Origin of the sequence: Streptomyces bauhiniae (assembly GCF_004784475.1) — a bacterium.
Classification (GTDB): domain Bacteria; phylum Actinomycetota; class Actinomycetes; order Streptomycetales; family Streptomycetaceae; genus Streptomyces; species Streptomyces seoulensis.
Genome location: NZ_SRRT01000010.1, coordinates 152,217 through 171,827 on the forward strand (window position 1 = coordinate 152,217; position 19,611 = coordinate 171,827).

General features: G+C 73.1%; 16 protein-coding genes. 6 read left to right on the forward strand and 10 right to left on the reverse strand.

Annotated elements, in window-relative coordinates:
• Positions 1 to 258: 258 nt before the first annotated feature.
• From E5083_RS29070 to E5083_RS29090, 5 genes are all read left to right on the forward strand, one after another.
• A complete protein-coding gene (locus E5083_RS29070; RefSeq protein WP_425276762.1) occupies positions 259 to 1,668 on the forward strand; it encodes a Cys-Gln thioester bond-forming surface protein in 1,410 nt (469 codons plus the stop codon).
• Positions 1,669 to 1,742: 74 nt separating this feature from the next.
• The gene (locus E5083_RS29075; RefSeq protein ID WP_135788656.1) at positions 1,743 to 2,261 is read left to right on the forward strand and encodes a hypothetical protein; all 519 of its coding nucleotides are present in this window, start codon (positions 1,743 to 1,745) and stop codon (positions 2,259 to 2,261) included.
• Positions 2,262 to 2,386: 125 nt separating this feature from the next.
• Positions 2,387 to 4,051, forward strand: coding sequence for an energy-dependent translational throttle protein EttA (gene ettA, locus E5083_RS29080; protein WP_135788657.1), 1,665 nt, complete (start codon positions 2,387 to 2,389; stop codon positions 4,049 to 4,051).
• Positions 4,052 to 4,058: 7 nt separating this feature from the next.
• Entirely contained in the window at positions 4,059 to 4,475 is a 417-nt protein-coding gene (locus tag E5083_RS29085; RefSeq protein ID WP_030813986.1) for an acyl-CoA thioesterase, read from the forward strand.
• On the forward strand, positions 4,472 to 5,155 hold the full coding sequence (locus tag E5083_RS29090) for a DUF8185 domain-containing protein (RefSeq protein ID WP_135788658.1): 684 nt from the start codon (positions 4,472 to 4,474) through the stop codon (positions 5,153 to 5,155). The genes E5083_RS29085 and E5083_RS29090 overlap by 4 nt, the downstream gene beginning before the upstream one ends.
• Positions 5,156 to 5,178: 23 nt before the next feature.
• Here the strand turns inward: E5083_RS29090 and E5083_RS29095 are convergent, their stop codons facing one another.
• The gene (locus tag E5083_RS29095) at positions 5,179 to 5,583 is read right to left on the reverse strand and encodes a globin (protein ID WP_135788659.1); all 405 of its coding nucleotides are present in this window, start codon (positions 5,581 to 5,583) and stop codon (positions 5,179 to 5,181) included.
• A gap of 96 nt (positions 5,584 to 5,679) precedes the next feature.
• Between E5083_RS29095 and E5083_RS29100 the strand changes: the two genes are divergently transcribed.
• Entirely contained in the window at positions 5,680 to 6,657 is a 978-nt protein-coding gene (locus tag E5083_RS29100) for a methyltransferase domain-containing protein (RefSeq protein WP_135788660.1), read from the forward strand.
• 9 nt (positions 6,658 to 6,666) lie between these two features.
• On the opposite strand, the gene E5083_RS29105 is transcribed toward E5083_RS29100, so the two are convergent.
• The 9 genes from E5083_RS29105 to E5083_RS29145 all read right to left on the reverse strand — a co-directional run bounded on the left by E5083_RS29105 (position 6,667) and on the right by E5083_RS29145 (position 19,532).
• A complete protein-coding gene (locus tag E5083_RS29105; RefSeq protein ID WP_135788661.1) occupies positions 6,667 to 8,085 on the reverse strand; it encodes an FHA domain-containing protein in 1,419 nt (472 codons plus the stop codon).
• A gap of 70 nt (positions 8,086 to 8,155) precedes the next feature.
• Positions 8,156 to 9,469 (reverse strand): vWA domain-containing protein, encoded by a 1,314-nt coding sequence (locus E5083_RS29110; RefSeq protein ID WP_135788662.1) that lies wholly within the window; start codon positions 9,467 to 9,469, stop codon positions 8,156 to 8,158.
• Between the two features lie 90 nt (positions 9,470 to 9,559).
• Positions 9,560 to 10,852, reverse strand: coding sequence for a PP2C family protein-serine/threonine phosphatase (locus E5083_RS29115; RefSeq protein WP_135788663.1), 1,293 nt, complete (start codon positions 10,850 to 10,852; stop codon positions 9,560 to 9,562).
• Between the two features lie 2 nt (positions 10,853 to 10,854).
• A complete protein-coding gene (locus tag E5083_RS29120) occupies positions 10,855 to 13,254 on the reverse strand; it encodes a serine/threonine-protein kinase (protein WP_167513660.1) in 2,400 nt (799 codons plus the stop codon).
• A gap of 53 nt (positions 13,255 to 13,307) precedes the next feature.
• Positions 13,308 to 14,609 (reverse strand): coiled-coil domain-containing protein, encoded by a 1,302-nt coding sequence (locus E5083_RS29125; RefSeq protein WP_135788665.1) that lies wholly within the window; start codon positions 14,607 to 14,609, stop codon positions 13,308 to 13,310.
• Positions 14,610 to 14,654: 45 nt separating this feature from the next.
• Positions 14,655 to 15,689: a glutamate ABC transporter substrate-binding protein gene (locus E5083_RS29130; protein WP_135788682.1), complete on the reverse strand. Its 1,035-nt coding sequence runs from the start codon at positions 15,687 to 15,689 to the stop codon at positions 14,655 to 14,657.
• Between the two features lie 14 nt (positions 15,690 to 15,703).
• Positions 15,704 to 17,119: a hypothetical protein gene (locus E5083_RS29135; protein ID WP_208754187.1), complete on the reverse strand. Its 1,416-nt coding sequence runs from the start codon at positions 17,117 to 17,119 to the stop codon at positions 15,704 to 15,706.
• Positions 17,120 to 17,295: 176 nt separating this feature from the next.
• A complete protein-coding gene (locus tag E5083_RS29140) occupies positions 17,296 to 18,276 on the reverse strand; it encodes an N-acetylglucosamine kinase (protein ID WP_135788666.1) in 981 nt (326 codons plus the stop codon).
• On the reverse strand, positions 18,267 to 19,532 hold the full coding sequence (locus tag E5083_RS29145; RefSeq protein ID WP_135788667.1) for a 6-phospho-beta-glucosidase: 1,266 nt from the start codon (positions 19,530 to 19,532) through the stop codon (positions 18,267 to 18,269). Before E5083_RS29145 ends, E5083_RS29140 begins: the two co-directional genes overlap by 10 nt.
• Between the last annotated feature and the right edge of the window lie 79 nt (positions 19,533 to 19,611).

Genomic DNA, 19,611 nt, shown 5'->3' on the forward strand with positions numbered 1-19,611 from the left:
CGGATGACCGAGACGTGGCTTATCGGCGAATGCGCCGCGAACACCCCATCTAAAACGGTGGATTTGTCGATAAGCCCAGCTCGGGACGCGCTGCCGCGATAACGATTACAGCTCGGATCAGTCGTACGACCATCCGACCGCCGGGTGCGGGCTTCGTTGATCCATAGGATGCCCAGGCGAACACCCCCTAGGGGTTGGTGATTTCTGCTGGTGGGACCGCCCCCCAAGTCCAACGGGTCCTGCTCGAAGGGGAATTCTGTGCTTTCTGCGTTCTCTGGGTTCACCCGGTCCACCGCGCCCGTGAAGGCCGGTGCGCTGACCCTGGCCTGCGGGCTGGCGGCGGCGGGTGTGCTGTCCGGTGCCGGTACGGCCCTGGCCGACGGCAGACCGCAGACGCAGAACGGGGCGACGGCCACGATCAACGGCCTCAAGACGTACGGCGAGGCCGTGATCCACGAGGACGGCGGCACCGACCTGCGGGTACCGGCCGGCCTGTTCGACATGTCCGTGGACGGCGGCGGCACCCTCCAGACGTACTGCGTCGACCTGCACAACCCCACGCAGCGCGACGCCAAGTACCAGGAGACCCCCTGGAGCGGCACCTCGCTGGCCGCCAACGCGAACGCCGGGCGCATCCGCTGGATACTCCAGAACTCCTACCCGCAGGTGAACGACCTGGACGCGCTCGCCCGCAAGGCCGGGGCGACCGGGCTGACCGAGCAGGACGCGGCGGCCGGGACCCAGGTGGCCATCTGGCGCTACTCGGACGCGGCGAAGGTCGACGCGGTGGACCCGCAAGCGGAGAAGCTCGCGGACTACCTGGAGAAGAGCGCCCGCCCCGCGGCGGAACCCCGGGCCTCGCTCACGCTGGACCCGCCCGCGGTCTCCGGCCGCCCCGGTGACCTGCTGGGCCCGGTGACCGTGCACACCGACGCTGCCGGCGTGATCGTCTCGCCTCCGGCGGACGCGGCGGCCGAGGGGATGCGGATCATCGACCGCACCGGCAAGGTGATCACCTCGGCGCACGACGGCAGCCAGTTGTACTTCGACATACCCGAAGGCGCGCCGGACGCCGCGGTGCAGGTGGCCGTGCAGGCGTCCACCACCGTCCCGGTGGGCCGCGCCTTCGCCTCCGAGTCGCGCAGCCAGACGCAGATCCTCGCCGGGTCCAGCGAGTCCACGGTCTCCGCGACGGTCGACGCGTCCTGGGCCGCCGAGGGTGCCGTACCGGCGGTCTCGGCCCGCAAGAACTGCGCCAAGGGCGGGGTGGACGTCACGGTCACCGACAAGGGCGACGAGCCGTTCACCTTCGACCTCATGGGCACGTCCCACACGGTCGCCCCCGGCAAGGTCGAAACGATCACGGTCCCCCTGAAGGAGGACCAGTCCTACGACTTCACCGTCACCGGCCCGAACGGCTTCACCCAACGCTTCACCGGCCTCCTCGACTGCGCCACCCAGGGCCCGGCGACGGCCGCCTCGCCCCAAACCTTGAGCGAACCGACCCCGGTCACGCTCCCGGGCGAGGCCCCTGGCGGCACCGACCTGGCGGCGACGGGCGGCTCCGCGCTGACCCCGGTGATCACGGGCGCGGCGATCGGTCTGGTCGTCATCGGCGGGGCTGTGCTGGTGATCCTCCGGGGGCGGGAGAACAAGGCGGGGGAGTAAGGTCCCCCTCGCTGGTCCGCCTGTCCTGTGCGGAGCAAGTGGTACCGGGTCCGGAGAGCTGAGGGAGTTGGCGGGTGTCCGCTCTGGACTTCTACGTTCACGTCGCCGTGTGCGGTGAGGTGCTCGGAGTTGGCCTCGGCGCCGGCCCGGATGCCTGGGAAGCCGCCCTGGGGGCGACATGCCTCGATGTTCCCGGTGGTGGCCTGCTGCGGCGGGACTACGGGCTCGTGGAAATCAACTTCTCGCCGGACCGGCCAGGGCGGCAAGGGCGGATGTCGTGCTTCGGCTTCGGCGTGAAGATCCAACGACTGCTGTACGACCGGTCCCCGAGTACGGTGCCGTCGCCGCTCTCGCGGGAGTACGGGGAATTCGCACCCAGGGCCCCCTTCGAGGAACTGCGGACCGCCATCCTGGCCCTGGGCCACACGGTCGAACTCGACAAGCACAACACGTCGAGTGACATGGACTGCTACCGCGTATCCGCGTCGGCCGCCCGCATTCACGTCGTCGCCGACCCCGACCCGTACGGGGCAGGTGACCCAGATCCGGACGGACATCAGGGGGGCGACGTCTGGTCCCTCGACGTCTGGTGACCGGCCGGCGGTGAACCCCCAGCTCACAGCCTCCAACCGGAACGGGTTTCCGCGTAGGGGTGGCCGTACGGCAAGATGGGGTGTATCTGCCCACTGCCAGATTTCAAGCTGCCGGACGGTTTCTCTTGGCTGAGTTCATTTACACCATGCGCAAGGCGCGCAAAGCGCACGGCGACAAGGTGATCCTCGACGACGTCACCCTGAACTTCCTGCCGGGGGCGAAGATCGGCGTCGTCGGTCCGAACGGTGCCGGTAAGTCGACCGTGCTGCAGATCATGGCGGGGCTGCAGCAGCCCTCCAACGGTGACGCCTTCATCTCCCCCGGCTACAGCGTCGGCATCCTGCTCCAGGAGCCCCCGCTGAACGAGGAGAAGAACGTCCTGGAGAACGTCCAGGAGGGCGTCGCCGAGATCAAGGGCAAGCTCGACCGGTTCAACGAGATCGCCGAGCTGATGGCGACCGACTACTCCGACGCGCTGCTCGACGAGATGGGCAAGCTTCAGGAGGAGCTGGACCACGCCAACGCCTGGGACCTCGACGCCCAGCTCGAGCAGGCCATGGACGCGCTCGGCTGCCCGCCCGGCGACTGGCCCGTCACCACCCTCTCCGGTGGCGAGAAGCGCCGCGTCGCGCTCTGCAAGCTGCTCCTGGAGCAGCCCGACCTGCTGCTCCTCGACGAGCCCACCAACCACCTCGACGCCGAGTCGGTGAACTGGCTGGAGCAGCACCTCGCCAAGTACCCGGGCACCGTCGTGGCCATCACCCACGACCGGTACTTCCTGGACAACGTCGCCGAGTGGATTCTCGAGCTCGACCGCGGCCGCGCGTACCCCTACGAGGGCAACTACTCCACCTACCTGGAGACCAAGCAGACGCGTCTGAAGGTCGAGGGCCAGAAGGACGCCAAGCGCGCCAAGCGGCTCAAGGAAGAGCTGGAGTGGGTGCGGTCCAACGCCAAGGGCCGCCAGGCCAAGTCCAAGGCCCGCCTCGCCCGTTACGAGGAGATGGCGGCCGAGGCCGACAAGATGCGGAAGCTGGACTTCGAGGAGATCCAGATCCCGCCGGGCCCGCGGCTGGGCAACATCGTGGTCGAGGTCAACGACCTCAACAAGGCGTTCGGCGAGAAGATCCTCGTCGACGACCTCAGCTTCACCCTGCCGCGCAACGGCATCGTGGGCGTCATCGGCCCGAACGGCGCCGGCAAGACCACGCTGTTCAAGATGATCCAGGGCCTGGAGACCCCCGACTCCGGCGCGATCAAGGTCGGCGACACGGTCAAGATCTCCTACGTCGACCAGAGCCGCGAGAACATCGACCCCAAGAAGACGCTGTGGGAGGTCGTGTCCGACGGGCTCGACTACATCAACGTCGGCCAGGTCGAGATGCCGAGCCGCGCCTACGTGTCGGCCTTCGGCTTCAAGGGCCCGGACCAGCAGAAGCCCGCGGGCGTGCTGTCCGGCGGTGAGCGCAACCGCCTCAACCTGGCGCTCACCCTCAAGCAGGGCGGCAACCTGCTGCTCCTCGACGAGCCCACCAACGACCTCGACGTCGAGACCCTCTCCAGCCTGGAGAACGCGCTGCTGGACTTCCCCGGCTGCGCCGTGGTCGTCTCCCACGACCGCTGGTTCCTGGACCGGGTCGCCACCCACATCCTCGCCTACGAGGGTGACTCCAAGTGGTTCTGGTTCGAGGGCAACTTCGAGTCCTACGAGAAGAACAAGATCGAGCGGCTCGGCGCCGACGCCGCGCGTCCGCACCGCGCCACCTACAAGAAGCTGACCCGGGGCTGATCGCACCTTGCGCCACATCTACCGCTGCCCCCTGCGCTGGGCGGACATGGACGCGTACGGCCACGTCAACAACGTGGTGTTCCTCCGCTACCTGGAGGAAGCCCGTATCGACTTCCTGTTCCGCCCGGACAAGGACTTCCAGCAGGGGTCGGTCGTGGCGCGCCACGAGATCGACTACAAGCGGCAGCTCGTCCACCGGCACCACCCGGTGGACGTCGAGCTGTGGATCACCGAGATCCGGGCCGCGTCCTTCACCATCACCTACGAGGTGAAGGACGCGGACACCGTGTACGTACGGGCCTCCACCGTCGTCGTGCCCTTCGACTTCGAGGCCCAGCGGCCGCGCCGGATCACCGCGGAGGAGCGCGAGTTCCTCCAGGAGTACCGGGACGAGTCCGCCGAGGAGAAGGCCGTCGCCGCATGACGGTGCTCCACCTCGCCGACGAGACGGAGGCGGCCGACCTGGCCGCCTTCCTCACCCGGCTGCTCCGCTACGACCGCGCGGCCGCGGTACGCCTCCAGGCGGCCGGGACCGCGCTCGCCGTGTTCGGACGCCCGCCCTCCTTCGAGGTGCTGGCCGTCCGCGCGGTGCGCCTCGCCAAGCCGTACGAGGATGGGCTGGACGCCTTCCTCGACATGACCGTCTCGGCGGGTGAGCTGCTGGAGTCGGTGGACGAGCGCGCGGCCACCGCCCTCGTGCCCGCCGCCGTCACCGGGCCTCCGTGGGCCGGGGTGCTGCCGCCGCGCGGTGGCTGGCGGGCCGAGCCGGGGCTGCCCGGACCTGCGGTGCTGCACCGGACCGTCGCTCAGTCGGTGGCCGAATTCCGGTCCCGCACCGAGGAGTTGGCGCCCGAGGCGCGTACCCGTGCCGAGCTGGACCGGATCGGGCGGGAGATCTGGTCCCGTGAGGTCGGCCCGACCCGGCTGCCGGTGCGGGCCGTGCATGCCGCGCACTCGCTGGGTTTCCTGCGGCCCCCCGAGCCGGACAGCGCCGAGGAGACGGGCCTGTTCTCCTCCGGAGCGTGGCTCCGGCTGCGTACCCCCTACGGGTCGATCGCCGTACGGCGCGCGGGACTGGGCGCGCTCGGCGTCACGGTGCGCTGAAAACCCCGTTCACAAGAGCCGCTTCACTCCGCCGTGTTCACCATCGACGCCGCCGCGTACGTCAGGTAGTTCCACAGCGTCCGCTCGTGCTCCTCGGACAGCTCCAGCTCGTCCACCGCGTCCCGCATGTGCTTGAGCCAGGCGTCGTGCGCGGCGCGGTCCACGGCGAACGGGGCGTGCCGCATCCGCAGCCGGGGGTGGCCGCGCTCCTGGCTGTAGGTGGTGGGTCCGCCCCAGTACTGGATCAGGAACAGGGTGAGCCGCTCCTCGGCCGGCCCGAGGTCCTCCTCCGGGTACATGGGCTTCAGCAGCGGGTCCTCGGCGACGCCCGCGTAGAAACGGCGGACCAGCCGACGGAAGGTCTCCTCCCCGCCGACCTGCTCGTAGAAGGTCTGCTCCTGAAGCGTGCCACGTCGGATCTCGTTCACCCGTCCATGGTCTCAGACCGGGGGGCCCAGGACTCAAGCCCTAGGACCGGCCACCGGCGGCCCCTCCCGCCCCCGGACCGTGCCTACTGTGGACGTATGGGCGCCTACGATTCCGAGCTGACCGCGGTGGCCGCCGAGGCGCGGGCCGCGCTGATCCGGCAGATCGACCGCGACGGCGCCTGGCGCACGGACCCGGTCTGGCGGCAGACCTTCGCCGAGGTGCCCCGGCACCTGTTCGTGCCGTACTACTACGTCGGCGTCCTCGGCGGATACGAGCGGCACGCGGCCGACGACCCCGACCCGGCCGGGCGGGAGCGCTGGGCGCGCGGCGCCTACGCGGACGCCCCGCTGGCCACCCGGCTGCACGACGGCGAGCTGGTCTCCTCCAGCAGCCAGCCCTCGCTGATGGCCCGGATGCTGGTCGCGCTGGAGGTCCGGGACGGCGACCGGGTACTGGAGGTCGGCACCGGCACCGGCTACAACGCGGCCCTGCTCGCCCACCGGCTCGGCGACGACTCCCTGGTCACCACGGTCGACATGGAACCGGAGATCACCGAGCCGGCCCGGCAGAACCTGGCCCGGGCCGGATACCACCCGGTGGTGGTCACCGGCGACGGGGCGCGCGGGGTGCCCGCGCACGCCCCCTACGACCGGATCATGGCCACCTGCATGCTGCCCACGGTGCCGCGCGCCTGGATCGCCCAGTGCGCGCCCGGCGCCCGGATCATCGCCCCGCTGAACAACGGGCTGCTCGCACTGGACGTCGACGACACCGGCCGCGCCGAGGGCCGCTTCCTGTCCACCGGCGCCTACTTCGTCCCGCTGCGCGGGGAGAGCCGCGCGCCCGCCGAGCCGGTGTCCACGCGGGGACTGCCGGGGCGGGCGCGGGAGACGGAGTCGTTCCGCTTCCTGCTGGGCCTGGTCCGGGGCGCGCTGGAGCCCACGCGGGCGTACGCGCTGTGGGAGGACGCGGGCATGCCGGACCGCGAACGGTACGGCGTCACGGTCAGCGGCCCGCGCGCCTGGGCCTGGCTGGACGACCCGGAGGGCCCCCACGCCTGGCCGCTGCCGTGAACGCCCTGCTCAGCCGCGGTGGACGGTGATCGTCGTCCAGGCGCCCACGTGCACCCGGTCGCCGTCCTGGAGCGGGACCGGCACGAACGGCTGGATCGGCTCGTCGGAGCCGTTGACCGTGGTGCCGTTCGTCGAGTTCTGGTCGACGACCGCCCAGCCGCCGTCCGGCTGCTGCACCAGCACCGCGTGCTGGTGCGAGACACCGGGGTCCTCCGGCGGCACCGACAGGTCGATGTCCGGGGTGTCGCCGGTGGAGTGCCGGCGGCGGCCGATGGTGACCTGGTTGCCGGTGAGCGTGCGCTGCTGCTCGGGGGAGTACGCGGGGAGGTTGAGCCCCGCGGCCTCGGGGCCGGAGCGCTGCATCATCGCCATGAAGTAGTCGCGGTCCGGGCCGATGGTCGCGGTCCAGGTCGCGGGGCCCTGCGGTGCCTGCGGTGCCTGGGGGTAGCCCTGGTTCTGGCCGGCGCCGGGCTGCGGGAAGCCGTAGCCGCCCTGGCCGCCTGCGGGGCCGTTGTTCGACGGCGGCGGGGGGATCACCCAGTCGTCGTCGGCGAAGGACGGACCGCCGGCCGGGGTACGGCCGGTCTCCTGCGGGAAGCCGGACGGCGCGGACGGCGGCGGAGCCTGCCGGGAGGGAGCGGTGCCGAAGGCGGAGGGCTCTCGCCCGAACGGCGGGGGACCGGAGGGGCCGCCCTGCCCGGAAGGACCACCGGGGCCGCCGGGGCCGCCCTGTGTGCCGGGGCCACCGGGACGGCCGGGACCACCCTGACCGCCGTAGCCACCGGGCCCACCCGGACCCTGCTGACCAGGACGACCCTGCGGACCGGGCCCCTGCTGACCAGGACCGCCCTGCTGGCCGGGCCCACCCTGCGGACCAGGACCCTGCTGGCCAGGCCCCCCACCGAACCCCGGCGGAGGCCCCTGACGGCGCTCGCCGAACGGGGACTGTCCGCCCGAGGTGGGCGGCGGCGGGGACGCCGGACGGCGCTCGTTGCCGAACGGCGTCGGCCCCGAGGGCTCGGAGTCGAAGGAGGGTATCGGCTCGGCCGGCCGGTTCACCTGCGAGGGCCGCGACCCCTGGTACTCGTACCCCTCACCGCCACCGCCGAAGGGCCGGCCCGGCGGCTGGTAGCGGGGCTGCTGCTGCCGGGGCGGGGCCGCCGGGGTGTACGAGGTGGCGGTGTTGGTCAGGAAGTTCCACCGGCACTCCTCGCAGAAGGGCGCGCCGCCCTCGCGGGGCGTACGGCACTGCGGGCACAGCTCGGCCTGCGCGCCGGGGGACGGGCGCCCCTCGTTGCGCGGCGGCGGGAACCCGTAGCCGCCGCCGGACGGGGGCGGGGGCGGAGGCACGGCACCGGCCATGCGGTGACCGCAGACCTCGCACCAGTCGTCGGAACCCGACTGGTGTCCGTTCGGGCAGGTCGGCATGTCGGTGGTACCCCTTCTGCTGAGGTATCGGTGTCTACAGGGTCCCTGTCGGCGAAAGCCGCCAACAGGGTCACTTCTTGACGCGAACAGTCTTCGTGGACCGGGTCTCGAGGGTCATCTCGTCGGCCTCCGCGACCTTCGCCTTCAACCGCACAGTACCGGTCGGGGCGTCGACCACGTCCACCACCTTCGCAAGCAGTTTCGCAGTATCCGCGTTCCCCGACACCCCCGCCAACTGAACGGCACGTCCCAGTTTGGCCGTTGCTCCATCCATATCGCCCGCTTTGCGGAGATCGAGCCCTTCCCTAATGGCCTGCGCCAGTTCGGCCTGGCCGGTGTAGTGGGCGACTTGGGCGTTCAGCGAGGTCGAGGCCGCCATGTCGTCGGTCCAGACGGCCCGTACGAGTCCCTGGGCGCCGAGGTTCTGTACCTCTCTGTCCGGTTGGGCCGCCACCAGGGAGACGCGCGCGGCGAGCATCTCCTGGCCCAGTCCGGCGGCCGGGACCTCCACGCAGAGGTGGTAGTCGCGGGACTCGTCGCCCCAGGAACCGGTGGGATAGTCCCCGGCGCGCGGGCCCGCCTCGGTGCGCCGGTCGGTCAACTCCTCGACCGTGGGCGCCACTTGCTTGACGAACTTGATGCGGCTGCCCACCGGCGTCCACACCCGCAGGGCCACGTCGGCGACCTCCTTGCCCATCGTCGACTCCATGATGCGGGTGAAGTCCTCGGTGAGCCGGGCCGGATCGGCGACGATGTCGGCGGTGCCGAGCAACGCCGAGGCGATGCCTGTGACTTCTTTCACTTCCCAGTCGGTGCCCACGCCCCGCGCGTCACAGGTGAACCGCCCGGCGCACGCGTCCAGGGTGTCCTTCAGCTCCGCCGCCGACTCGTGCTCGTTGCGTCCGTCGGTCAGCAGGATGCCGTGCCGGATCGACACGTGCGCCCCGGCCAGCAGCCGGTCCGCCAGCCGCAGCCAGGTGCCGATCGCCGTGCCGCCGCCCGCGCCGAGCCTGCGCAGCGCCTGCTTGGCCTGGGCACGGGTGGTCGGGTCGGCCACCGCGAGCCGGCCGCCGCCCGGGTAGACCTCGCGGGCGACATGCGTACCGTCGACGATCCCGAAGTGCGTCCCGTCGCGCAGGGTGTCGACGGCGGCGGCCGTGGCGTCGCGGGCGTTGCGCATCTTGGTGGGCGGGTAGTCCATCGACCCCGAGCAGTCCACCATCAGCACCACGGCGGCCGACGCTCCCGGTCCGGCCGGTGCCCCGCCGCCCTTGGCGGTCACGGTCACGATGGCGTTGACCTCGCGGCCGCCCTCCGGCAGATACTCGTTCTGGTAGACGTCCACCGAGAACCGCGGTCCGCCCGGCTTGGCGAAATTGGCCATGCTGGTTCACATCCCCCTCGGACACGCCCCGCTCCCCGCGAGGCGGTGCGTTCGGGCGGACCGGTCCCCTCCGGCTCCGCCCGTCGTCCCTCAGGCCGATCCTGCCCCCTGCGGCGGCGTCGGGAACGGCACGACGGCCACTGTTACGTTGTCGTGGCCCCCGGCGTCCAGCGCGTGCCCCACCAGCACCCGCGCCGCGTGCAGCGGGCGGCCGGCCGCGTCCGGGGGCAGCACCTCGGCCATCTCCTCGGGCGCCTCGGCGTAGTTCCACAGGCCGTCGGTGCAGACCAGCACCACGCCGGACCGGTCGGGCTTGAACGAGGCGGTGTGCGGCTCCAGTTCGTAGGCGTCGGCGCCGAGCCAGCCGGTGATGGCGTGGGCGCGCTCGTCGGCGTACGCCTCCGCCTCGTTCATCAGGCCGGCCGCCACCATCTGGGCCGCCCAGGAGTCGTCCTCGGTCAGCCGGGCCGGGGGCGCGGAGCGGTCGTCCGGCACCCAGTAGGCGCGGCTGTCACCGACCCAGCCGACCACCAGCAGACCGGAGGCGACCACCGAGGCGACGATCGTGCAGGCCGGGGCGTTCTGGTGCGGGGCGTGCTCGCGGGCGCCGTCGGGGGTCTCGGCGAGCGCGTCCACGGCCTTCGCGGCTGCCACGATCGCCTCGTGCATCGCCGCCTGCGGATGCGTGCCGCGCGGCAGGGCCGCCAGCAGCACGTCCCCGGCGGCTCGCGAGGCGGCGGTGGACGCCTCGTCGGGGCGGGTCGCGGAGGAGACGCCGTCGCAGACCACGGCGAGCGCGGCGGGGGAGCCGTCGGGCAGCGCGGTGTGCGCGACGGTGAAGTCGTCCTCGTTGCGGTGGTGGCGCAGACCCCGGTCGCTGATCGCGGCCACCGGGCCCGACTCCCGCTCCATGTGGTCGCGTTCGCGGGGCTGGGCGTGCCCGCAGTTCTCGCAGTAGCCGTCGCCGTCCACCCGGCCCGCGCGGCAGGCCACGCACACCTGCGCGGGGGCCTCCACCCGCGGGTCGGGGGCCTGCAGCGGGTACTCCTCGGGCTCGCTCGGCTCGGCGGGCCGGTCGAAGCGGACCCCGGACGCGGCCGGTTCGGGCGCGTGCAGCGGGGTGCCGCCGGAGTCGGTGCCGGGCACGTCGGCGGCCCGGTGGGCGCGCGGCTCGGTGCTGCCGGTGGTGGCCGGCTCCGGCTCGGGCCAGTCGACATCGCCGTCCGGCGCGCCGGTCATGGTCAGCGTCGGCTGGTCCGCGGGCGGCGCGGGCACGGCGGACAGGTCGTATCCGCACGCGCCGCAGAAGAGGTCGCCCGCTTCGAGCGGTTCCGCGCAGCTCGGGCACTTGGGCAGTGCGGCCTGCTGGGGCATCTGTGACATGACTACACCCACGTCCGGGGGCGGTAACGGTTGGCCCGTTCCACCAGGTTGATCCTCTCCTCGCCGCCGGGCGCCAGCCGGGCCAGCGTGCGGTAGGCGCGCTCCAGTCCGAAGCGGAGGCCCCGCTCGTCCAGACCGCTGCCGAGCAGCACCCGCCCGCCGGTGACCGGCCGAGCGGTGTCCTGACCCCTGGAGAGTATCCAGTCCAGGGCGCAGCCGAGGACTTCGGCCGACAACCGCTCGCGTCGCGCCGGGTCCAGCCCGTACGCGTCCAGCGCCTCGACCTGGCCCGCCGCGGCGGTCAGGTCGTCCAGGAACGGTACGTCACCCGCGGCCGCCGTGCGTTGCCGCAGCCGCGCCCGCACCGCCGCGACCCGCGCGGCCGTGTAGTGGATGGACGACTCCGGGACCGACTCCAGCGTCCGTACGGCGCCCGCCCGGTCCCCGCTCGCCAGCCGCACCCGCGCCAGGCCGAACGCGGCGCTGACGAAGCTCGGGTCGGTCGCCCACACCAGCCGGTAGTACTCGGCGGCATTGTCCAACTGGCCCAGCACCTCCGCGCACAGGCCGAGCGCCAGCTTGGGCGCGGCCTCGCCGGGAAAGGCGTCGTAGATCGCGTCGAAGGCGAGGGCGGCGCTCTCGAAGTCGCCGGTGACCAGGGCGGCCACGCCCCGGTACCAGACCACCCGCCAGTCGTCGGGCCGCTCCCCGTCCAGCCGGGCCAGCGTCGCGAGCGCGCTCTCCCGGTCGCCGTGCTCCAGCCGGGCCCGCACCCTTCTGAGGCGGGTCTCCACGCCCTGGCCGGGGGCCGACTCCAGCGCGGCGATCAGCTCGCCCGGCGCGGAGGCGGCGAGGCCGGCCAGGAAACCGGCGTTCGGGTCGTTCGGGTCGACCAGCGGTACGGGCAGCGCCAGCGCGGCGGCCGGGGTGTCGACCGGCCTGACCAGCGCGGGCGGCAGAGCGGGCGTTCGGTCCGGACCGGGCAGCGCGCGGGCGCCGAGCCGGGACACCTCGCCGTCCAGCGCCGGGAACAACTCGGTGTCCGGGACCCGCACTTCGGGCCCGAACAGGGTCGACAGCGCGGGCCGGGCCTGCCCGGTGCTCAGCGAGACGACCTCGCGCAGCACACCGGTGAGCTGGTCGGCCATCTCCTGCGCGGAGGCGAACCGGCGGGCCGGGTCGGGATCGGTGGCGCGGACCAGGAAGCGGTAGAAGGACTCGTAGCGGCGGAAGACCTCGATGGTGTCCGGGTCGGGCAGCGAGTCGGCGTAGACGGTGGTGTAGCCCTGGAAGTCGAAGGTGAGGACGGCCAGGGTGCGGCCCACCGTGTACAGGTCGCTGGCCGCCGAGGGGCCGACGTCGGCGACCTCGGGGGCCTGGTAGCCGACCGTGCCGTAGATCGCGGACTCGTCGTCGTCCATGCGGCGCACCGCGCCCATGTCGATCAGCTTGAGCTGGTCCTCGGTCTGGATGGCGTTGTCGACCTTGAAGTCGCAGTACAGCAGGTTGCGGCTGTGCAGATGGCCGAGCGCCTCCAGCGCCTCGATGCCGTACGCGCACGCCTGCTCCACCGGCAGCGGGTCCCGCCTGCCGTCCGGGGTGCGGCGGGCGTTGGCGATCTCCTTCAGGGACTTGCCGCCGACGTACTCCATGACGATGTAGCCGTCCAGCGAGCCGGTGCGCTGGTCGAGATGCTCGACGAAGTTGTAGATCCGGACGATGCCCGCGTGCTCGATCTCCGCCAGGAACCGGCGCTCGGAGATCGCCGCCGCCATCGCGTCCTGGTCCCCGGTGTCCAGCAGGCCCTTGAGCACCACCCACCGGTCGGACACCGCGCGGTCCACCGCGAGGTAGATCCAGCCCAGCCCGCCGTGCGCCAGGCACCCCGCCACCTCGTACTGCCCGTGCACGATGTCCCCGGCGCGCAGCTTGGGCACGAAGGAGTACGGGTGTCCGCACTTGGTGCAGAACCCCTCGGTGCGCCCCGGCCGTTCCCCGCGCGCCCGGCCCACCGGCGCCCCGCAGTCCGAGCGGGAGCAGTACCGCTTGCGCTCGGGCACCTGAGGGTTGTCCAGCACCATCGCGCGCGGGTCGGGCCTCGGCACCTGCGGCACCACGACCAGACCGGCGCCCAGCCGCCCGCGCGCCGAGGACCCGGAGGCCGAGCCCGAGCCGCGCACCGACACCGAGCGGCCGCCCTGCTTCCCCGACAGCGAGCGGGAGAGCCGCCCCGACACCGAGCGCCGGGAGCGGGCGGACTGCGAGGAACTGCGGGTGGCACCGCCGTTGATCCCGGTCGGCGCCGAACCGACCGAACCCACCGGCTCGGGAGCGGGGTTGGGCTTGGGCGGGACCACGGGGGCCAGCCCGCAGGTGTCGCAGTACAGCTCGCCGCCGCCCATGTCCTCGTACGTGCCCGCGCAGTCGGGGCGCTGGCAGGCGCGCCGTTCCTCGCTCACTCCTGATCCCCCTTGCCGTCCTCCGGCGCGTACTGCTCCGGGACCCTCGGCGGGGCCAGCAGTTCGGCCGCCGCCTGCTGGTAGCGCAGCACCGCCTGTTCGGCCACGCGCAGATCGCAGGGCGCGCTCCACAGCATCCGGCGGGCCGCGTCGTACCGCTCGATCAGCAGCCGGTCCTCGGCCAGGCCGTGCCGGGTGACCTTCGCGCGGTAGGCGTCGAGGCGGCCGCGCAGCTCGGCGCGGACCGCGAGCGGTGCGGTGACCGCCGTCAACGACTCGCGGGCGCGCAGCAGTTCGTCCTCCGCCCGCTGCTCCAGCGACTCCAGCAGCGGGGAGAGGCGGTGCCAGCGGGCCTGGCGGCGGTACTCGGCCGCCGCCGCCAACTGCTCCTGGAGCACGGTCGGCGGGCCGCTCACCACCGGGACCTCGGTCGCGGCGATCTTCGCCAGCACCTCACCGCGCGCGGTACGCGCCTCGGCCAGGGTGCGGTCGGCGCGCGAGAGCACGTCCCGCAGCCGGATCAGCCGCTCCTCGGCGTCCTGCCGGACGGTGAGCACCGCCTCGATCTCCCGCCGCACGTCCTCAAGGGCCCGCGCCTCCCGGTCGTACACCGTGGTGTCCGGGCGGCCCCCGCCGGGCGCCGAACCGCCCCCGGCCGGCACCCAGTGCGCCAGCGGGTCGCGGACGACGTCCTCGCGCAGCGCGGTCAGCGTGGCGGTGATGCCCTCCAGGTCGTCCCCGGAGGGGTGTTCGCCGGGGCGGACGCCGACGGAGTGGGCCAGCCTGCGGGTGCGCTGGAGTTCGGCGGCGAGCAGGTCGATGCGGGCGGGCAGCGCCGACCACACCGCGTCGGCGGCCACCACCATGTCCAGCGAGGACGCGTACAGCTCGTTCATCCGGTCCACCAGCGCGGCCAGCGTGAAGCTCTCGCTGAGCACGGCCGAGCCCGAGGCGCCGCCCGCCACGGTGACCGACTCCCCGCGCAGCAAGGCGGTCAGCTCCACCAGGTCCTCCCGGCTGGACCAGCGGCGCCGGGAGCGGATCTCGCGGGCCTGGCGCAGCGCGTCGGTGTACGCGTCGAAGCAGGTCCACAGCAGGGTGATCGACGCCTCCGTGGCGGCCCACCGCTCCTTGGTCACCCCGGTCAGCTCGGCGCCCTCCAGCAGACGGCGGCCGGCGTGGTCCTGGAGCGCGAACAGCGAGGTCTCGATGGCCTCGTGCTCCTGGCCGAGCCGCGCCAGCGCACGGTCCACCTCGTCCCGGTCCATCACCGGCCCGGCGGGGTCCGTGACGCCCATCGATCACCTCTCGCTGCTGTGTGGTCCATCCGGCCCGTGCGTGCTTCAGCTCTCGCGCAGGTACTTCGGGGCGGGCGGTCTGGAGGACCGCGCGTCCTCGCCCAGTGTGGCCGACAGCCACTTGTCGTACGACGCCTGCCAGCCGTGGGCCCGGTAGTCCACCAGCACGCGGTTGACGCGGCGTACGAGGTCGGTGGCGTCCTTCTTCATCGCCACGCCGTAGTACTCGGTGGTGAACGGCTTGCCCAGCACCTTCACCGTGGGGTCCTGCGCGGCCTGGCTGGCGGCCAGCGCGCCGTCGGTGACCACCGCGTCCGCCTCGCCGAGCTGGAGCCTGACCAGGCAGTCCAACTGGTTGGGGACGGTCGCGGAGAAGTCCGTGGTGGCGGGCAGCGCCTTGCGCTCCCGGTCCGCCTTCAGCCTGCCGTACGCGGTCGAACCGGCCGCCGTGCAGACCTTCTTGCCGGCCAGCGTGGAGTCGTAGCCCTTGATGGCGGAGGCGTCGGGGACGAGGAGCTGCTGGCCGGTCTTGAAGTAGGGGGCGGAGAACGCCACGTCGCGCAGCCGGTCGCAGGTGATGGTCATCGTGCGGACCACCATGTCGACCGTGCCGTCCTGGATCGCGGGGATGCGCTGGCTGGTCGGGATCGCCTTGAACTGGACGTCGTCCGGGCTGCCGAGGATGTCCTCGGCGATGCGGTGCACCAGGTCGATGTCGAAGCCCTCCAGCTCCGCGCCCTCGGTGTTGGGGTTGCGGTACCCCCAGCGGTAGCTGTTCTGGTCGATGCCCACGATCAGCTTGCGCTTGTCGCCCTTGCGGGCCTTGATGGCGTCGATGGTCGGGCCGTCCGCGCCGGACGGGGCAGGGGTGCGGTTCTGCGCCGACGGCTCCTCGCAGTCGTCCGCGCGGGCGGGGCTGCCGGTGACCAGGCTCCGGCCCGCCGGTCCCGTACCGGCCGCCGGGTGCGCCTGGGTACGGGGGAGCAGCAGCACGAACGCCAGTGCCAGCGCGCACAGCACCGCCATCGCGCCGACCCCGCCCCAGCCGCGCAACCGGGTGCGCCTCCGCGCCGCCTCCATCGCCTGGCCCCCTGTCACCGGTACTCCGAAAGCCTGCGCCCGATGCCGAACACCGCGCCCGCCGCGCCCAGGACGCCGAGCACGGCCGCGCCCTCGGGCAGCCCGGTCATGGCGTCCCGGCCGTCGGCTGCGGCCCGGTCGAACTCCGTCTGCTCGTGGTCCAGCGCGCGGGTCAGGCTGCCGTCCACGCCGTCGAAAGCGGCGCCGGTGGTGTCGTCGGCGCCGATCACCTGGTCAAGGGCGCGCTGGTAGTTGCCCCGCTCGTCCTCGGTCCGGGCCGTCTTGTGCCGCTTCTTCCACTCGGCCGAGTCGCCCAGGGCCGAGTCGACCGGTGCGCCGCCCTTGTCGTCGTCGGCGAGCCGCCGGGCCTCGGTGAGGCGGGCGTCCAGCGTGGCGAGGTCGCGGTCGAAGGCGTAGTAGTACGCGTCCTGCTTGGTGCCCTTCACCTCGACGGTCTCCGCTCCGCGCGCCACCAGGCTCAGGTTCTCGTTGCCGCGCGCCTTCAGGGCGGCGATCTGGGCGTTGTGCAGCACGTTCAGCGAGCGGATGCCGTGGTCGTAGGAGCCGAACAGCCCGGAGCGGGCCACGGTGTGGCCGACGACCAGCCACAGCAGCACCACCACGGTCGCGGCCGAGGCGGCGACCAGGCCGTGGTTCAGGACGCGGTTGGTGCGGCGGAAGTCCCGGTACTGGGCGAGTCCCAGCGCGGCCAGCGCGAGCAGGCCCAGCGCGATCGCCGCCCAGGGGTAGGGGGTGGCGTCCGCGTAGTCGGCGTCCAGCCGCTGGTTCTCCTTGGTGTACAGGTCCTGCGCGGCCGGGAGCATCTCCGTCTGCATCTTCTCGTTGGCGTACCGCAGATAGGCGCCGCCCACCGGGTAGCCCTGGCGGTTGTAGACGCGGGCCTGCTCGATGAGGCCCTTGTACTCGGGCAGCAGCCGGTTCAGCTTGCGGACGGTGGCCTCGGAGGGCGAGCCCGGCTCGGTGTCGGCGGCGGCGCGGACCAGGCCGGAGGCGGCGGTACGGATGTCGTCCTCGTACCGCTCCCGGTTCGCGGCGCTCTCCCTCGGGCCGGCCAGGAAGCCGGTGGAGGCCGCGGTGTTGGCGTCGGCCAGCGAGCGGTAGATCGCGGCCGCGCCCGAGCTGAGCGGCTGGCTGCGGGTCAGCACGTCGTCGGCGGCACTCGCCCGCTCCCCGCTCTGCCAGGCGGTGACGGCCCCGAACGCGACGACCAGCAGGGCGAGTACGGCCCCGATGACCCGCAGCCGCCCCGGCTCCGTGGTCGCGGCGTCCCGCAGCCGCTCGGCCCCCTCGGCGAACGCGGTGCGCCGCACGGGAGGCAGGCCGGAGGGCCCGCGCTGGGCGGGGATCGTGGCGGTGGCCGAGGTGGCCGGTGGTGCGAACGCGGCTCTGCTCTGCGGCGGTTGTGTCACCTGACCTCCCCCATGGTCATCCGTTGGCCGCCAGTATCGCCGCCCACGCCCCCCTCCGCACCAGCCTTCACCGCATCTTGATCGGATCGGGGCACGAAGCGGGGCTCTACCCCGTCTGTCCAGAAACACGCGGAGTCACTCACGTTGGTTCCCCTGGGCGTTCTGGCGGCGCTGGTTCAGGTGCGGCTCGGCTCCCAGGCCAGGCGGGCCCGCTCCAGTGCCTCGGGTGTTACGGCCAGGTGGTCCAGGCCGAGCAAGGCTGCGCCCAGGACCGGGGGAGCGGTGACCAACTGGGGTTCTGCGAGCGGGGCTTGGGTGGTGAGGCGGGTGCGGATGCCCTCGTCCAGTTGGGGGTGGCCCGCTGCGAGGACGCTGCCGCCCAGGAGGACCGGGGTGGGTTCGGTGAGGAGGTCCAAGCGGGCCAGGGCGATCTTTGCCATCCGGGTCACCTCCTCCGCCAGGCGGTCGACCAGGGAGCGGGCCACCGGGTCGCCGTCGGCCGCCGTGGCGAAGAGGACCGGGGTCAGCTCGTGGCGGCGGGCCGGGGCGAGCCGGCCGAGGTGCAGGGACTCGATCAGGGCCGCCATCGTGGGCAGGCCGAAGTGCGCCGGAAGGGTGCGGGACAGCTCGGTCGGCCCGCCCCGGCCGTCCTCCGCGCGGGCCGCGTGCCACAGGGCCTCCTCGGCCAGGCCCCAGCCGCCGCCCCAGTCGCCGGAGAGCCTGCCCAGGGCGGGGAAGCGTGCCGTACGGCCGTCGGGGCGCATGCCGACGCAGTTGATGCCCGCCCCGCACACCACGGCCACGCCCCGCGGCTCGGCCACCCCGGCGCGCAGGACGGCGAAGGTGTCGTTGCGCACCGCCACCGACGCGCCCCACGCCCGCGCGCTCACCGCCGCCGCCAACTGCTCCTCCTCCACCGGGAGATCGGCGTTGGCCAGACAGGCCGAGACGTGCGAGACGTACGGCACCCCCGCCTCGGCCAGCGCCCGTTCCACCGGCTCGGCCAGCGCCGCCAACGCCCGCTCCACGCCCACCACCGGGGGCCGGAAGCCGCCGCCGCGTGCCGTGGCCAGCACCTCGCCGGCCGCGTCGAGCACGGCCACGTCGGTCTTGCTGTTGCCCGCGTCGACGGCGAGGACGGTCCCGGTCAGGCCCACGCCAGGTGCTCCCGGTTGTGCGCGAGGAGGAGGTCGGTGAGCGTCTCGGCATAGGCGTACTGGCCCACCAGCGGGTGCGCCAGCAGCGCCCGGAACACCCGGTTCCGGCTCCCGCGCAGGGCCGCGTCCAGCGCGAGTTCCTCGTACGCCGTCACGTTCGCCATCAGCCCCGCGAACAGCGGGTCGACGCCCGGCACCGGGAGCGGCTTCGCCCCGGCCGGGCCGACCGCCGCGGGCACCTCGATCACCGCGTCGTCGGGGAGGAACGGCAGCGTGCCCCCGTTGACCGTGTTCACCACCTGGTACGGGCTGCCCCCGCCGCCCAGCAGGGCCGCCGCCACGTCCACGGCCGCCTCCGAGTAGAAGGCCCCGCCGCGCCGGGCCAGCAGCGCGGGCTTCTCGTCCAGCGCCGGGTCGGCATACATCGCCAGCAGCTCCCGCTCCAGCGCCGCGACCTCGGCCGCCCGCGAGGGCTTGATCCGCTGCTCGCCCACCACCTCGTCGTGCAGGTAGTAGTACCGCAGGTAGTACGACGGGATCGCGCCCAACCGCTCCAGCAGGGGGCGCGGCAGCCGCAGGTCGGCGGCTACGGCGTCACCGTGCTCGGCCAGCAGCCGGGGGAGGACGTCCTCGCCGTCGGGGCCGCCGAGGCGTACGGCGGTCTCCCAGGTGAGGTGGTTGAGGCCGACGTGGTCGAGGTGGACCTCGCCGGGGTCGGTGCCGAGCAGGGCGGCGAACTTCCGCTGGAGGCCGATCGCCACATTGCACAGGCCGACCGCGCGGTGGCCCTCCTTCAGCAGGGCGCGGGTGACGATGCCGACCGGGTTGGTGAAGTCGATGATCCACGCGTCCGGGTTCGCCCGCCGGACCCGCTCCGCGATGTCCAGCACCACCGGGACCGTACGCAGCGCCTTGGCCAGCCCGCCCGCGCCGGTCGTCTCCTGGCCCAGGCACCCGCACTCCAGCGGCCAGGTCTCGTCCCGCTCGCGCGCCGCCTGCCCGCCCACCCGGAGCTGGAGCAGTACGGCGTCCGCGCCCGCCACCCCGGCGTCCAGGTCGGAGGTGGTGACCACCCGGCCGGGATGCCCCTGCCGGGCGAAGATCCTCCGGGCCAGGCCGCCCACCAGCTCCAGCCGGTCCGCCGCCGGGTCCACCAGCACCAGCTCGGTCACCGGCAGCGTGTCCCGCAACCGGGCGAAGCCGTCGACGAGTTCCGGGGTGTAGGTCGAACCTCCGCCGACCACGGTCAGTCTCACGGGCGAACTCCCTCGCGTACGACGGGCTCCTCGGCCAGGGAAACCTAGGCGCAGGCGGGAGAGTCCGTCAACGAAGCAA

Bases quoted from the DNA above. Each gene is read 5' to 3' on its own strand.
- E5083_RS29115 (WP_135788663.1), bottom strand. From the start codon at position 10,852: ATGTCACAGATGCCCCAGCAGGCCGCACTGCCCAAGTGCCCGAGCTGC.
- E5083_RS29120 (WP_167513660.1), bottom strand. From the start codon at position 13,254: ATGGGCGGCGGCGAGCTGTACTGCGACACCTGCGGGCTGGCCCCCGTG.
- E5083_RS29100 (WP_135788660.1), top strand. From the start codon at position 5,680: ATGGGCGCCTACGATTCCGAGCTGACCGCGGTGGCCGCCGAGGCGCGG.
- E5083_RS29130 (WP_135788682.1), bottom strand. From the start codon at position 15,689: ATGGAGGCGGCGCGGAGGCGCACCCGGTTGCGCGGCTGGGGCGGGGTC.
- E5083_RS29090 (WP_135788658.1), top strand. From the start codon at position 4,472: ATGACGGTGCTCCACCTCGCCGACGAGACGGAGGCGGCCGACCTGGCC.
- E5083_RS29105 (WP_135788661.1), bottom strand. From the start codon at position 8,085: ATGCCGACCTGCCCGAACGGACACCAGTCGGGTTCCGACGACTGGTGC.
- E5083_RS29125 (WP_135788665.1), bottom strand. From the start codon at position 14,609: ATGGGCGTCACGGACCCCGCCGGGCCGGTGATGGACCGGGACGAGGTG.
- E5083_RS29110 (WP_135788662.1), bottom strand. From the start codon at position 9,469: ATGGCCAATTTCGCCAAGCCGGGCGGACCGCGGTTCTCGGTGGACGTC.